This window comes from Pantoea sp. PNA 03-3 (assembly GCF_003201175.1).
GTDB lineage: Bacteria > Pseudomonadota > Gammaproteobacteria > Enterobacterales > Enterobacteriaceae > Pantoea > Pantoea stewartii.
The window spans coordinates 1-12856 of the sequence record NZ_QICO01000014.1; the positions used below are offsets into that span (position 1 = coordinate 1).

At 51.9% G+C, this 12856-nt stretch carries 19 protein-coding genes; 1 reads left to right on the forward strand and 18 read right to left on the reverse strand.

Annotation, left to right across the window (positions count from 1 at the left end; all coding sequences use genetic code 11):
- The 7 genes from C7433_RS22225 to mobA form a co-directional block, all read right to left on the reverse strand.
- A partial coding sequence (locus C7433_RS22225; RefSeq protein WP_369974393.1) for a toprim domain-containing protein occupies positions 1 to 1551 on the reverse strand: 1551 nt, incomplete at its 3' end.
- A gap of 26 nt (positions 1552 to 1577) precedes the next feature.
- Positions 1578 to 1838 (reverse strand): IcmT/TraK family protein, encoded by a 261-nt coding sequence (icmT, locus tag C7433_RS22230; protein ID WP_110268932.1) that lies wholly within the window; start codon positions 1836 to 1838, stop codon positions 1578 to 1580.
- Complete coding sequence (traJ, locus tag C7433_RS22235; protein WP_110268933.1) at positions 1828 to 2994, reverse strand: plasmid transfer ATPase TraJ; 1167 nt, start codon at positions 2992 to 2994, stop codon at positions 1828 to 1830. The genes icmT and traJ overlap by 11 nt, the downstream gene beginning before the upstream one ends.
- Before the next feature lie 10 nt (positions 2995 to 3004).
- Positions 3005 to 3784: a type IV secretory system conjugative DNA transfer family protein gene (locus C7433_RS22240; protein ID WP_110268934.1), complete on the reverse strand. Its 780-nt coding sequence runs from the start codon at positions 3782 to 3784 to the stop codon at positions 3005 to 3007.
- Positions 3781 to 4281, reverse strand: a complete 501-nt coding sequence (locus C7433_RS22245; RefSeq protein ID WP_110268935.1) for a DotD/TraH family lipoprotein — start codon at positions 4279 to 4281, stop codon at positions 3781 to 3783. The genes C7433_RS22240 and C7433_RS22245 overlap by 4 nt, the downstream gene beginning before the upstream one ends.
- A 12-nt stretch (positions 4282 to 4293) precedes the next feature.
- Positions 4294 to 6270: a TraI/MobA(P) family conjugative relaxase gene (gene traI, locus C7433_RS22250; RefSeq protein WP_110268936.1), complete on the reverse strand. Its 1977-nt coding sequence runs from the start codon at positions 6268 to 6270 to the stop codon at positions 4294 to 4296.
- Positions 6260 to 6577 (reverse strand): plasmid mobilization protein MobA, encoded by a 318-nt coding sequence (mobA, locus tag C7433_RS22255; RefSeq protein ID WP_110268937.1) that lies wholly within the window; start codon positions 6575 to 6577, stop codon positions 6260 to 6262. Before mobA ends, traI begins: the two co-directional genes overlap by 11 nt.
- 277 nt (positions 6578 to 6854) lie before the next feature.
- Here mobA and C7433_RS22260 point away from each other — a divergent pair, with 277 nt between their 5' ends.
- On the forward strand, positions 6855 to 7217 hold the full coding sequence (locus C7433_RS22260) for a MobC (protein WP_233255823.1): 363 nt from the start codon (positions 6855 to 6857) through the stop codon (positions 7215 to 7217).
- 504 nt (positions 7218 to 7721) lie between these two features.
- Here the strand turns inward: C7433_RS22260 and C7433_RS22265 are convergent.
- From C7433_RS22265 to C7433_RS22320, 11 genes are all read right to left on the reverse strand, one after another.
- Positions 7722 to 8258: a hypothetical protein gene (locus C7433_RS22265; protein WP_110268938.1), complete on the reverse strand. Its 537-nt coding sequence runs from the start codon at positions 8256 to 8258 to the stop codon at positions 7722 to 7724.
- A gap of 131 nt (positions 8259 to 8389) precedes the next feature.
- Positions 8390 to 8701: a hypothetical protein gene (locus C7433_RS22270; RefSeq protein ID WP_110268939.1), complete on the reverse strand. Its 312-nt coding sequence runs from the start codon at positions 8699 to 8701 to the stop codon at positions 8390 to 8392.
- 45 nt (positions 8702 to 8746) lie between these two features.
- Positions 8747 to 9190, reverse strand: coding sequence for a single-stranded DNA-binding protein (locus tag C7433_RS22275; RefSeq protein ID WP_110268940.1), 444 nt, complete (start codon positions 9188 to 9190; stop codon positions 8747 to 8749).
- Positions 9191 to 9263: 73 nt separating this feature from the next.
- Positions 9264 to 9482, reverse strand: coding sequence for a hypothetical protein (locus tag C7433_RS22280; RefSeq protein ID WP_110268941.1), 219 nt, complete (start codon positions 9480 to 9482; stop codon positions 9264 to 9266).
- A gap of 155 nt (positions 9483 to 9637) precedes the next feature.
- Positions 9638 to 9919, reverse strand: a complete 282-nt coding sequence (locus C7433_RS22285) for a hypothetical protein (protein ID WP_110268942.1) — start codon at positions 9917 to 9919, stop codon at positions 9638 to 9640.
- 44 nt (positions 9920 to 9963) lie between these two features.
- On the reverse strand, positions 9964 to 10404 hold the full coding sequence (locus C7433_RS22290; protein WP_110268943.1) for an antirestriction protein: 441 nt from the start codon (positions 10402 to 10404) through the stop codon (positions 9964 to 9966).
- A 204-nt stretch (positions 10405 to 10608) separates the two neighbouring features.
- Positions 10609 to 10923 (reverse strand): hypothetical protein, encoded by a 315-nt coding sequence (locus tag C7433_RS22295; protein ID WP_110268944.1) that lies wholly within the window; start codon positions 10921 to 10923, stop codon positions 10609 to 10611.
- Entirely contained in the window at positions 10920 to 11384 is a 465-nt protein-coding gene (locus tag C7433_RS22300; RefSeq protein ID WP_110268945.1) for a DUF1380 family protein, read from the reverse strand. The genes C7433_RS22295 and C7433_RS22300 overlap by 4 nt, the downstream gene beginning before the upstream one ends.
- Positions 11385 to 11967: 583 nt before the next feature.
- Positions 11968 to 12198 carry an Hha/YmoA family nucleoid-associated regulatory protein gene (locus C7433_RS22310; protein ID WP_110268947.1) on the reverse strand — a complete coding sequence of 77 codons (231 nt, stop codon included), beginning with the start codon at positions 12196 to 12198 and terminating at the stop codon, positions 11968 to 11970.
- A gap of 1 nt (position 12199) precedes the next feature.
- Entirely contained in the window at positions 12200 to 12445 is a 246-nt protein-coding gene (locus C7433_RS22315) for a hypothetical protein (protein WP_110268948.1), read from the reverse strand.
- 46 nt (positions 12446 to 12491) lie between these two features.
- Positions 12492 to 12830 (reverse strand): hypothetical protein, encoded by a 339-nt coding sequence (locus tag C7433_RS22320; protein WP_110268949.1) that lies wholly within the window; start codon positions 12828 to 12830, stop codon positions 12492 to 12494.
- Positions 12831 to 12856 lie beyond the last annotated feature (26 nt).

Consider the following 12856-nt stretch of genomic DNA (forward strand, 5'->3'; position numbering starts at 1 on the left):
CTCACTGGCTACCGGCGCAGCGGGTGCAGGTTCAGCTGCTGCAGACTCACTGGCCACTGGCGCTGTGGGTGCAGGTTCTGCTGCTGCAGTCGCACTGGCCACCGGCGCAGCAGGTGCAGATTCTGCTGCTGCAGACTCACTGGCCACCGGCGCAGCGGGTGCTGGTTCTGCTGCTGCAGGCGCACTGGCCACCGGCGCAGCGGGTGCAGATTCTGCTGCTGCAGTCGCACTGGCCACCGGCGCAGCAGGTGCAGATTCTGCTGCTGCAGTCGCACTGGCCACCGGCGCAGCGGGTGCTGGTTCTGCTGCTGGCATACTGTCTGCCGGGTTCAGGCCTTGCTCAGTTTCGGGTACGGCTTGATCGTCCTGGGGAGTTACGCTTGGCATACTTTCCACCCTGTTAATCTGATTAATGGAGTTTTCGATTTGCTCTCTGACGTGATGCAGACCTTCAGAAACATGCAGGTCGTTATAATCAGTCAGCCCTTTGCGGGGTTCGCGGAAAACAGGCGTGAGGACATGACCGCCTGTCAGCTCGGCAGCTTCGGTTGCTTTTTCGAGGCCGGCGTTTTCATCGCTGTAGATGTCGTTATCAGCCAGAAAGTAATGCTGACTGGCGGGGAAGGCTTCTTTGAGATGGCCGGCAACTTCAACCATGTTTCCGGCATTGACGGTCATAATAACGGGCTTATTTACAGCTTCGCTGATGCTCGCCGCAGTGGCATAGCCTTCGGCATAAAGCAGGTCGTCACCATCCTGCAGCTGACCACCCACAACAAAAAAACTTCCCCATGCCTGTCCACCCTTTTCAAGGTGCTTTGTCCCGTCCGTCCAGATACGCTCCAGCGTTCTGAATTCATTGTCTGCGTTATACAGAGGTATAACGGCATTTCCACGCTCATCGACCTTAACGCCATCAGCGGCTGTTACCTGCTTGTCTCGCAGGTACGCTACTTCACCCGTGGCATCCGGAAGGCGGTTATATTCATCCAGAAGCCGGGCGGCAACCTCGTTGTGAGATTGCTGCCTTTGCGCTTCTCGCACTTCACGCTGCGCTGCGGCTTCAGCTCGCATCTGAGCAAGGCGCTCCGGCTCAATTTTCTGTCCGGATGAAACCCACTTACGGGGCTCGTCATCGGTTTTGTAATTCCGGAACCATCCGGCCGGCCGTCCATCAAGAAAGCCCTGGTAAGCGGCCTTTTTACTGCCGAGCCTGGAGCCTTCAGTGTCAACGTAGACCTTTACGCCGTCGAGTTTGGCAGGCTCGGTCAGGATGGCCCCCTGCATTTCCAGCCAGTGGTTGAATTCCTCTTCCAGCTTCGGCAGATCCATGACCGGCGCAGCTGTCGGCGTTTTGTTTGGATCATATATCCATTCTTTAAGCCGGGTCAGATTCGCGCCTGGCTGGGCGTACCACACCTTTTCTTCCCGCACGTAATCCAGTGCATTGCTGCCATCGGCAAGACGGCCGGCGGCGCGCATAGCGCGCTCCCGATCGTCCCAGGGTATAGCGAGCCGGGTTCTTTCTGTCGCAATTTCAGGTTTAGCCATGAACTTATCCCCCTGTTAATTTTTCATTAACGCTGTGAACGCCGATACCACCACGGGCGGCCGGTCAGTTTTTTGCCACGGATCACCCGCAGGATGACCTGATAGAGCACCGGCACCGTGAATCCCATCATTGAAAGAATGAAGTAAAAAAAGACCACGCCGCTGCAGAAGAAAAACGTGTTCCATGACGGGAAAGGAAACCAGAGAAAGAAAACGAGAAATGACATGACCGGTATTCCGAAAAAGGTCATTCGTCTGCCGGCGTAACGCCACTGATTAATGTCCATACTTACCCTCTTTTAACGCCAGATAATCCATGTAGCCTGCGACCTCAATAACTTCTTCCTCATCAATGAGGTTGTCCTGATACATCTTCCAGGTGTTCTGAATGAGGCTGCGTTGCTCCATGATAAGAATGTCGTCGATGTACCGGCCCCAGCGGCTGTATTCAATGTCGAAGAGCTTGCGGCGCAGGCTGTTATCGATAACGATGTATTCACGGACGGCCTTACGACGCCCGTCCTGCGTTTTAAGCAGGCGTTGCACGATGATGTACTGAAGGATACTGAGCAGGTCGTAAGCAGCGGCCTCACGCATTTCTGGCGGATAGTTCTGAAGTGATCGGGAAATGGATTCCCCGCACGTTTTAACATGCTGAGTTCCCATAACAAAGTGACCCGACTTGCCGGCAAGTACGGCGGCTTCATACGACGCACGGTTTAATAATTCACCCACGCCCATGACCTTTGGTGAACGCCTTAACCCGGAGAGAGTAATGAAATTATGAAATGTATCGATGTCGCGGCCAATCTGAGACTGTGCCGGCTTGGGGGCTTTCCACTTTTTGGTTTTACCCAGACGGTACTCAATGGGATCTTCAACAGTGATGATTTTGCGGTCCTGATACGTCTCACCGCAGTACTCAAACGTGCTGGCCATCAGTGTTGATTTACCAGAGCCCGTCTCTCCGCAGATAAGACCCAGCCCCGCTGCCGGCAAAAGCGACCTGAAAAGCTCAGGCTCTAACTCCATATCCTCCAGTCTGGGGATGGTTTCGTTAAGTACGCGAAGAGTCAGGGACATTGCCGCTTCAGTATTACCGATATCGGCCTGAGTGAAGTTTGCGCGGAACCGGCGGGTTTCACCCCGGCTGAGTCCGATGGTGCAGGCTTCGTCACCTTTGAGCTGGATAGCAGAGTTATGCGTCTGGGCGCTTTTCAGGATGCCTTTGATTTCCTGCCCGAAGACTTTATCGACGTTGCGCTCAAGTTCAAGGTTATCAATCGGGTAGTCCGTCATAGGCAGCTGGCGCCCGTGACGCTCTACCCAGATCCTGTCTCCGCCCTGCAAAAGAATGTCAGAGACGCTGTTGTTGGAGCAGTGAACGAGAAAACTTTCGAGTTTTCCGGGAGTAAGCGTGGGACCGAAATTAAATGCTTCCATAAACGGTCCCTCAGCGCACCGTCGGCTTCCAGCTGCGTTTGTTTACGTCAAACTCAGCCTGTTGCTTCATGCGTTTAGTTTTGTCGCCCAGCAGAAGTCGGTTTTTATCACCCGTGACGGTCTGCTGCTGCTGTGTAATGACCGGTGCCTTAATCATGTCCTGCTGCAGCAGAGTGCTGTAGCGCAGCATACCGGTGTAATCCCGCGTAAGACGGTTAAAGTTTGACGTAAAGATCTCGTCAGCTTTTTTACGCCCGTCAGTCCAGCCCAGCTGAACTGCCTTTTTCCAGATATCACGTTCTTTGCCGTCTTTTGGCATGGCGGCCGGTTCAGGCAGTTCAATACGCTGCACCATCAGCCCCGTCAGGAGATAGCTTTTCCAGGTCGGCGGATTACTGACAAATCTCGCCGGCACAACAATGTCATAGGCGCGGTTCGCACTACGGATCTGGTCAGGGGTGATGTGCGCGACATCTTTGGCTTCAGCAATCACCGGCGGCAGATAGCCGTCAGTAGAAATCAGCGGCTGGAAAGAATACATGTAGTCCAGGTTAGAGCGCTGATTCTCAAGCGCCGCACGGATCTCTTTGGAACGCTCAGCTTTGCCGCCACGAAAACCAATGGTATGAGCAGCCTCGTTAAGCATGCTGCCCGTTACGTCGCTTTGATCTTCACCCTGGCTTGGCGGGTTCATGTAGTAATCAACGCCTTTGGGGTCTGAGTCGTCCGCGCGCGCCACGTTCGCAGCGAGCAGCGGAAGCGATACGAGCACGATCAGTTTGAGTTTCATGAGCGGCCTCCCCGCAGGAACGTATTTTTGTTGGACGGGGTGAGGTAAAGCAGCTGCAGTTCGCCAGGTTTCTGATTGATGGTTGCACGATACTGCGTCTGCTGACGGATAAGGGTCAGAAGCTGTTCAAACGTAACCTTCGAACCGCCAACGTCGATGTTAAGCGGCAGAGGCAGCTTGATACCCTGGCTGGTAAACTGCAGGCCGCGTTGTTTGGCCAGCTGACCAAGCAGCTCATAGGCGTCGCCCTGCCAGGTCACACGAACATACTGACTGTTTGCATTGATGACGGTAGGAAATTTGTAGCGGGTGCGGTTAATGGCGCCTGCCTGATACAGCTCATCCTGTGCAAGTTTAATGGTAATGGCCTGTTCACGGATTTCCTGATCAACGAGTTGTTGGGCAGAAATCTCTTTTTCTTTGTTACTGTGAGAACTGCAACCGGCAAGCACCAACACAGAAACGGCCGCGAGGGCCGTTTGCATTTTCATTTTCATTTCCTACCTCTTTTAATTCGGTTTGAATTTGTCGTCGCTTTGACTTCTGTTTTGCATTTCATTTTTACTATCATTTTGCTCACGAATCAAACGATGTTTCGCGTCCTGAGCATAAGCCTGCTGGCTGGAATCAGTGAACGTAATGCCCTGCGCGACAGGGTGTGAATGCTTAACAGCAGCATCTGCAATACGATCACAGCAGAACTCCTTGAATTCAGCATCCCCGGTTACGCGGACAGATTCAGCTTTACCGGCGAGCGTTAATGCAATTGCAAGATCGGCGGTTTTCTCTTTTCCATCGCCGTGACTTTCGGTCAGCACCACATGACCACGATCTGCCGCAACAGGCTGGCCATCTTTCGCAAAGATAACGGTGCCGTCCTTGAGCAGGCGAGGCTTCACGCCGTGGCGGGAAGAAGCCATAACGGCCACGTCGTCCCGATCGTGACTGGTAATACCGTTCTGCGTCTTAACGAATCCGATTTCAGCGACCAGCTTCTGCTTATAGGTATCCTTCTTCCTGGAGGAATAGGCAAAGCCACGCATCTGACTCAAAGCTGCCTTATCACCCTTAAGCGCTTCCTGCTCAACCCACTCACGATATGACAGTCGGGGATTAGCAGCCCGGAATCCGTTACGCTCTTCCCGCAGATTGAGACGCAGGTTAGCAATAGCCTGCATACGCTTGAACTCGGCAAGGTTATACATCAGCTTTCGGGTGTAGGGATCGGACACAGTCATGCGGACGTTATATTTAAGCAGCCGCGTATGCTGTGCAATTTTACGGTATTCGTCGGATATGAAGTTTTTATCCGGTGAATAGGCAGGCAGGTTATTACGGTAGGCACGATAGCGGCCTTTAAGTAACAATCTTTCTTCGGCACGCTCAATTTTGCGCTTCAGACGTTTATTTGCATCGCGGCGATAAACACCAGGCGTATACGCTGTTTTAAATACTGACACTTTGGCCGGAGCAACCTGAGAGGGCTGATAATCACCAAATCTTTCTTCCATAGCCTTAAGCGTATACTGAGCTTTATTGAAAATAAGGCTCGCTTTAACGGCCGTCTTCTTGTTCTGATGTTCGTGGGTAATCACGTACCCCTTTTTACCCTGTGCTTTTTCTACTCGCAGACCAATATCCGAAAACGTCTGGTGTATATCCTGCCAGCTTTTAGCCTCACGAAGTCCGGTGGAGACATGAATAAAGTTCTGACGGCTTCCCGGCTTCTTGTCATCACCAACGATATAACGATAAAGGGTTTCAACGCCCTCTTTGTTTTCAACCTTGTTGATGCGATCGAGTGAACGAGAGTTGCTGCGTTCCTGTTTGCTATGCGTGTTACGGACAATCTGCTGTCGCTCGTTAACAACATAAGCACCGTTGGAATGCGACCAGCCATGTTTCATTTCCAGCATTCGACACGCCTGATGCAGAGTGTCTTTTGTGAAACTTGAAGATGCCGCCTTGTGTGTCTGCGGATTGATACGGTTCACGGCGACGTGAACGTGCAGATTATCGGTATCGCGGTGAATGGCGGCCACATACTGATGTTCACTCATACCCATTGAGGCAAGCGTAAACTTCACGGAATCAAACACCTGATCGTCTTCCGGTTTCTCGTAGTCAGGCCATGAAAGAACGTAGTGCATGACCGGATCTTTACATCGGGTATTCTGTTGAGAAACAGAACTCATTTCGAGTGAGGCGCCATCCAGTGAAAAGGTATTGTACTGACAGGTAACGTCGCCGACCTTAACACGCTGAACGCCTGGCTCAACGTCAACGGGTTCGCTGATCACTTTTTGCTTACGGAGCAGATACGCATTAAGACCTTCAAATATATCGGGCTCTACAGCCGAAACCGTCTCAGGGGTTGGCTGAACGGTATCAGTCAATCCCTGAGACGGCTTATCAGCCATGTACTTAATCAGCTGGCCAAAGCTGGATTTTTTATCACGCCTTGCCTCAATGATTTTAGGTATCACCGTCAATCTCCTTCTGCAGAAGCTGGGCTGCTTTTTTAAGTTCAATCATGATGTCCGCATACTCCTTACTGAACATTCCTTCCCCCTCATTGAACAGATGTTTTTGAAGAGCTGTCATCTTGATAAGCGCAGCCAGCGCGTTGTAATTCCCCTTTGATTGAATGCGCTTTCCAAGCCCGGATTTGATAAGATATTGACTAAGGCTGAGTCCTGATTCTCGTGCCTTTTCAGTCAATAACTCTTTGATTTCTGCCGTGCAGCGGAAATTTATTTGCACGTCCGTTTTTCGGGATTCGCTGCGGCTCATCAGATAACCAACTCCGGTTGGGGGTGTCGGGGCTTGCCCTGACCAAGACGTTTTTGCGTTACTGCCGGCGTGTCGGCGGTATAGCAAAAACACATCTTGTCCCGTATTTAAACAAGAGTCTGAATTGTACCATCAGCGCCCCCTGAAGGCCAGCAAAGCCAGGTCAGATCCGATGCCGGTTTGAAATCCGGGCATTAAAATGTAAAATCAGCGGGTTAGCTCGCTCCCCTTCAGCAACGGGAACGCGAAAATTATCGGACCATATACGAGGTTAGAGATGGCTGGAAAACGAAAGGCTTTTTACAGCAGTGAGGATGTTGGTAAGTTTAAAAATGTACTTACAGAACTTCCTGACATTACCTCTCAGAGGCTGGAAAAAAAACACGTTCTGGATGAGCTTAAAGCTGATATACGGACGCTCAAGGAATCGAAAGGGTATGACGATAAGGAAATACTAAAGTTTCTGAGCGATGCGGGATTCAGTGACGTTACGCTGCGTGATATTAAAGATATTTCGACCGGCAGGGTACGCAGAAGCCGTAACCCCGCCTCCGGTAAACCTCAGCAGCGTTCGGACGACAAAGCGGCTGATAATGGCGCATCGTCCGAACAGCGTACTGATGGTTCCCTGACTCAGTAGGCAGAAATATTTCTGAAAATTATTCCCCCTTACTCTGCCCTTTTATGTTCCTCCCGGCCATCATTGGCCGGGCAAAAGTTGTCTTCGGATTTAGCCAGAGCGTAACCCGGCCCGTACACGGGACGGGATGCGCATTGGCCGGAATTTCATTCCGGTCCCACTGCTTCGCAGCGCTCAATGCTGCACGCATTTAACACCGGATCCGCCTGCGATCCCGATAAATTTACAGGGTAAAGAGTCGGGTAAGGGCATAAAAAAGGGGGCGCTTATAGCGCCCCCTGTGCATCGTCTGTCTTACTTAGCTGTGGCTCTTATCCTCTGGTAAACATGCAGCCAGAAAATAAAGTGTTCCCACTCTGCCGCGTTCATATGGAGCGCCTTACTTTTGACGCCATTTGCGACATCTTCCGCATAGTGTATAATCTCTAACGGCATTTTGAACCTCACAATTTAACTTGCCTACCTCGCCGGATTGTTGACGCAATCCGGCACCTTTTTTAAAGTTCACTGATTTTTCACCTCCTTTATCTCAACTACCATAAAACTGTCGTTAGCATGACGCTGCCCCAGTATAAAAGCGGCATCGTACAAACTGATGGCGGTAATGCTTGCTTTGCACATTATTTCTGCACCTGTGATATTGACGGTCTCAAAAATAACCTCGAATTCTTTCGCTGAATCTGAATACTTCTGCTCCTTCCAGTTCTCCATACGTGTAAGCAGTTCTGGCGCAACCAGCTGGCGAACGCGGTTGAGTTCGTACTCACGATTCATAATCAGGCGGTAATCAATTATCAGCTGCTCAATGATGCGGTGCTCATCCCATTCGGTCAGAAGCAGCACATCGTCACAGGTGATATTTCCGGCATTAATCATATTTTCACGAATGCCGTTTACAACCTGAATAACACTCACACCCTTTTCATAATTTGACTTAATTTCATTTTTCCCAGGATAGCTGACGCTTATATCTTTGAAAGTCTGTAAAATAAGTTCTGACACGATCAGGGAATAAACCTCATAGGGATATAAGGTAGACATAAAACACGCTCCACGTTATTTACACTGCGTTTCTACGGATTAGATAAATTAACAACACGGTTAATTATACGTCTAATGAGCCATTAAATGCAAGAAAAAAAAGCCGCTTCCGGGCCTCATTTTTTCCGCTGTTACCACTCCTGCCAGGCCAGTTTTTCCACCCTGTCTGCGTCGCGCTCAAACCAGATCCAGTCAAATCCGGCCGCTTCCAGTGCTGCAATGTTATCGACAGTTTCAGGGCTGACCTGAGCGTTAAACAGCTCAGCTCGCCAGTCTTCAGAAGCAGAAATGCGCAAGAGCCAGCCGTATTCAGTCTGCTGCACCCAGAAGATTCCGCGCCCGGCTTCCTGCTTTTTCCAGGCTTCCCAGAATCGCTGCGAATCGCTTCCTGTCATGTGCCCTGTGCTTATAACGGCAACGTGATGACGTTCGTTAATTTGCATATCATCTCCGGTTCAGGATTGGCCCGCAAAGCGGGCCGGTTCCGTTCAGACTTTTGCCTGGGGGTAGTCGCTCGCGTCCGGGAAAGGCGGCTCGTCCTGCTGATTGCTCCCGCTCTGGTGCTGCCCGCTTGCCTGCTTCGGACCGGACCCCGGCAGCATCTGCATTTCACCGTCATTATCGATCACGATCTCTTTATTGCTGCGCATCACGCCGTCGTTACCTTCCCATTTGTTGTTACGGATGCGTCCGACGAAATACAGCATCATGCCTTTTTTGAAATACTTTCCGGCGGCTTCCGCCTTTTTTCCAAAAATGACAATATCGTGCCATTCCGTTTCTTTTTTCTCGCGATCATCGCTGTCCTTATAGCTGATTTCAGTAGCCAGCGTCAGGCTCGCAATGGCCGTTCCGTTAGGCGTATAACGTAGCTCGGCATCTTTGCCCGCGCGCCCCATAAGGATGACTTTGTTTTCTCCACGCTTGAACATTTTTCACCTCTCATTTTCATGATCGCCCGTGTAGCAGGCGGGGAAACAGAGGGGGTTATCCCCCCTCTTTCTTTCAGAATCTCACATTAGATTTCAGAGCCTTTTCGAAGTCTTTTACAAAGTAATTTTCGAAAGTAAAACCGCGATGAATCAGCTGGTTTGTTTTTGGGTTTCGCCATTCAACCCGAATGGATTCTGCGGAGTATTCGATTACCTCAATCTGGCTTTTTACACCCAGATAATCTGCGATAGCCATTACCGCGTTAAGTTTTTTCTGGTCAGCTTCTTTCATGTTTTTTCCTTCGCCAGCCGGGGCGCTACCGCCAAAGGCCGGACTGCCTTTGGATGTGATAATTATACGACTAATGAGCCATATAGACAAGAAAATAATCCCGCTTATCACATCTTTTTTTGTTCAGATATGAACAAATCCTAATGCTTATTTTGTCAGTCTTCCCTTATGCCTGGCCTGTTGTAGACAATCCGATAGTCTTTACACGGGCCATTGTCCCGCAGGAACTCCAGCGAAACCACGTTAGCAGCAGCGCGGTTAATGCACATGATCGCCTCCAGCGCCCCGAACAGGTCCGCATCGGCGGCCAGCGGAAACCATAAATCGCAGTCGCTGCCGCTTAATTTTTCATGTGCGCAGAAGTGTACTGCCCGCACGCCGTTTATTTCGGTCACAATTACGGTGCTGCTCGCGCGAGCGTCGGTCTGAGATTGCATTTTTCCCCCTGCTTATTCTGGCCCCCTGTGCGGGGGCCGTTTGGTTAGTCAATGGCGCGATATATCAGACCGGCCTCCGGGTGCTGGTCAGCGTACAGCTTCAGCCTTTCCTGCTGGGTGATCAGCATGTTGCAGATATGCGCATAGCCTTCGTCGTGGGCGTGCCAGATAAGATGATTCAGCGTGAACAGGGTCAGCACGATGCCGGTTGCTTCGGCGCTCAGCTCACCCTCGAACCAGTTTCCGCTAACGGACAGCGTGAAACGTTCGGCACTCAGCGGGTACAGAAAGCCGCTGCCGCAGGACAGCTCTACGAACTCCCATGAGCCGCCCACGTAACCCGCGCACATGGTGCGGGCGTGGGTGTACACGCTCGCCTCAGCGGTGAGATACCAGGCACCGAACAGGCGCGGCAGAAACGCCATGCGGCGGTTATCAGGGATAGTGCGGGCGGTGATGGGAAACTGGATTGTTTCATCAGACATTTTCTTGACTCCTGCGCCAGTCGGGGCGCTACCGCCAGAAGCAGGTTGCCTCTGGATGTGATAATTATACGTCTAATGAGCCATATCAAGCAAGCTGATTTTGCCTTCCGCAGTGTTTTTTTTTGCACTGCACCGCTCTCTTTTCCCTGTTAATTTTTTCCCTGGTTTTACCGGCAAAGGGGCAGCAGGCTGCCCCTTCTGCGATTATCCCTGCGGCTCGTTTATCTCAGCGTTAAAGTGAACGGCGGCGATGCGTACCAGGGGGATCACCGCACTTTCCGCATCGAGCACCCGGAAATGTATCACCTCACCCAGGTGCATCAGGTCAGCAAGAAAGTCCACGATGATTTCTGACACCGGGCAGCCGTCGCTGTCCTGCTCGTTCAGGCGGGCAAAGCATGCCAGCGCTTTAGCCGCTTTGGTGGCCCGTGTCTCGTTGTCTTCATCAATACAGCCGAAGTCCCATTCACCTTTTTCGATGCGGGCCAGCGTGTCAAAATAGGCATCCTGATGTGTCATTTTGATGGCTCCTGCATCCGGTGGGGGGCGCTCACGGCGTCAGGCCGCGTCAGTTTTTCAAGCGTTTCTCTGACAGAGCGAACCGCCTCAGACTCGTCCGCATAGAGTCGTTTTGCCGCACCTTCACCGCCCTGAATATCTTCCAGCCGCAGAAATTCCGCTGCCAGCTTAAGCACCTCCTGTAGCGGCCCGGCTGATACGGTGATTTTGCGCTCGCGCGCGGCGTCCTCGCGCAGCTGCTTCGCCAGGCTCCAGATCGTGTCGCGTCCGACGCCATACTGATGGTGAGAGTGGCATTCACTGATTTCTGCCAGAACGGATTCTGCTTCCTGGTGTGACAGGCACATATCACTGGTGCTGTCGTGAATGTCGTCAGTCGTCCAGATGAGGATGCTCAGGGGGGTAGAAGGATCGAACTGATCCAGCAGTCGCGCGCAGATGTCGTTTACGTTGCCGTGCATGGTTTATCTCCTGCGCCAGTCGGGGCGCTACCGTCAGAAGCGGGTTGCCTCTGGATGTGATAATTATACGTCTAATGAGCCATAACGCACAAGCTCTTTTTCATGTAAAAAGCGCGGGCACGCTATGCAATACCCGTCACTGTTCAGAACGGACGGCCAGTCGTCCCGCCCGCATCCGGCGAGGCGGCACGCGCTGAGTTCGCCGGGGTGGTAGTCAAGATGCTGGCAGAATGCACACAGATCGTCGTCTGAGACAGAGCGGGAAGGAATGAGGTCATGGGTCACTTTAAGCTCCTGCGCCGGAACGGGGCGCTACCGGGGTTGAGGTCAGGGGGCTTTCGCCCCCTGCGCGGGTTCAGTCCTTACCTTTATCCTTCATCACTTTAATCAGGCCGGTCACGGCAGTGATCAGGGTTGCGACGGCGGTGATAATCTGGGGAAGATTGTGGAGGATTTCAGAAGAGGTCATAGAGCACCTGTAAGGCTGGTTAGGAAGGTACTGATTTCGTCATCAGTGGGATTATTATACGTCTAACGAGCCATGATAGCAACCATAAAAAACGCCCCGTCTGGGGCGCTGTCATTATTTTACATACTGCCAGATGTGCGGCGGGATCTTATCCCACAGCTTCCCGGACGCGAGTTCTGCACGCCGGTGATCGGCAGCAGAATCAAAGGCGTCTCTGTCCTCCGGGGGAACCTGCCCGCGATCGCGCATGGATTCATACACTTTTTCCAGCGTGTCCGCGCTGCGGCTGCGGCGAAAGCGCAGCAGATAATAACGCCGCCTCGCCTGAAATTCAGTTTCAGCCATGTTATTCCTTTTCCGTTTTATCAAGCGCCAGGCACATCAGGCGCACAAATGCACCGCCATTTCTTTCAACACGCTCAGCCCACACCGCGATAATGTCCTGTTCAACCTGTACAGGCCGGTTGCAGTAATCGCCGGTCGGATGCTCCCTGTTATCAAGCGGGCGTTCTGTTACCGGGATGCCGCTGCATAGCAGCAGCGTTTTAACGTCTGACGCATGGTCTTTCGTGGTGATTATCTTTGTTTTCATCGAATAAGTCTCCGGTGTTACGCCCCCTGGGGGGCGTAACGGATGATCAGCCCCAGGAGCTGTAGAAATGGCTTTCAGATGGATCGGTTATGATTGCCCGTTCAAAACTTTCGATAAAAACAGAGGGGCTTTCGTACTCATCCCGGATGCGTCGGGTGATCGGCTCGCCTTTAAAGTCGTCAGGAACCGGCTTTAATTCGCCGGACATAGAACTGTCAGCTTTCACCTGCTGCGCGGCAATACGGCGAAGGACGGCTGTTTTCTTGCCACGCAGAGCCGTTACCTGGTAGAAATAGGTGTTGGTCTGCTCATAGCCCCAGCTTGAGACAAAAATACTGCCGAGCGAAACGGAACCGTTACGAAACTGAAGGGACTGGATAGTCATAATTATCACTCCTGCGCCAGTCGGGG

Excerpts from the sequence above, each read along its gene's own strand:
- icmT (WP_110268932.1), bottom strand. The coding sequence starts at position 1,838 with ATGGACATTAATCAGTGGCGTTACGCCGGCAGACGAATGACCTTTTTC.
- traJ (WP_110268933.1), bottom strand. The coding sequence starts at position 2,994 with ATGGAAGCATTTAATTTCGGTCCCACGCTTACTCCCGGAAAACTCGAA.
- C7433_RS22240 (WP_110268934.1), bottom strand. The coding sequence starts at position 3,784 with ATGAAACTCAAACTGATCGTGCTCGTATCGCTTCCGCTGCTCGCTGCG.
- C7433_RS22245 (WP_110268935.1), bottom strand. The coding sequence starts at position 4,281 with ATGAAAATGAAAATGCAAACGGCCCTCGCGGCCGTTTCTGTGTTGGTG.
- mobA (WP_110268937.1), bottom strand. The coding sequence starts at position 6,577 with ATGAGCCGCAGCGAATCCCGAAAAACGGACGTGCAAATAAATTTCCGC.
- C7433_RS22260 (WP_233255823.1), top strand. The coding sequence starts at position 6,855 with ATGGCTGGAAAACGAAAGGCTTTTTACAGCAGTGAGGATGTTGGTAAG.
- C7433_RS22265 (WP_110268938.1), bottom strand. The coding sequence starts at position 8,258 with ATGTCTACCTTATATCCCTATGAGGTTTATTCCCTGATCGTGTCAGAA.
- C7433_RS22270 (WP_110268939.1), bottom strand. The coding sequence starts at position 8,701 with ATGCAAATTAACGAACGTCATCACGTTGCCGTTATAAGCACAGGGCAC.
- C7433_RS22275 (WP_110268940.1), bottom strand. The coding sequence starts at position 9,190 with ATGTTCAAGCGTGGAGAAAACAAAGTCATCCTTATGGGGCGCGCGGGC.
- C7433_RS22280 (WP_110268941.1), bottom strand. The coding sequence starts at position 9,482 with ATGAAAGAAGCTGACCAGAAAAAACTTAACGCGGTAATGGCTATCGCA.
- C7433_RS22285 (WP_110268942.1), bottom strand. The coding sequence starts at position 9,919 with ATGCAATCTCAGACCGACGCTCGCGCGAGCAGCACCGTAATTGTGACC.
- C7433_RS22290 (WP_110268943.1), bottom strand. The coding sequence starts at position 10,404 with ATGTCTGATGAAACAATCCAGTTTCCCATCACCGCCCGCACTATCCCT.
- C7433_RS22295 (WP_110268944.1), bottom strand. The coding sequence starts at position 10,923 with ATGACACATCAGGATGCCTATTTTGACACGCTGGCCCGCATCGAAAAA.
- C7433_RS22300 (WP_110268945.1), bottom strand. The coding sequence starts at position 11,384 with ATGCACGGCAACGTAAACGACATCTGCGCGCGACTGCTGGATCAGTTC.
- C7433_RS22310 (WP_110268947.1), bottom strand. The coding sequence starts at position 12,198 with ATGGCTGAAACTGAATTTCAGGCGAGGCGGCGTTATTATCTGCTGCGC.
- C7433_RS22315 (WP_110268948.1), bottom strand. The coding sequence starts at position 12,445 with ATGAAAACAAAGATAATCACCACGAAAGACCATGCGTCAGACGTTAAA.
- C7433_RS22320 (WP_110268949.1), bottom strand. The coding sequence starts at position 12,830 with ATGACTATCCAGTCCCTTCAGTTTCGTAACGGTTCCGTTTCGCTCGGC.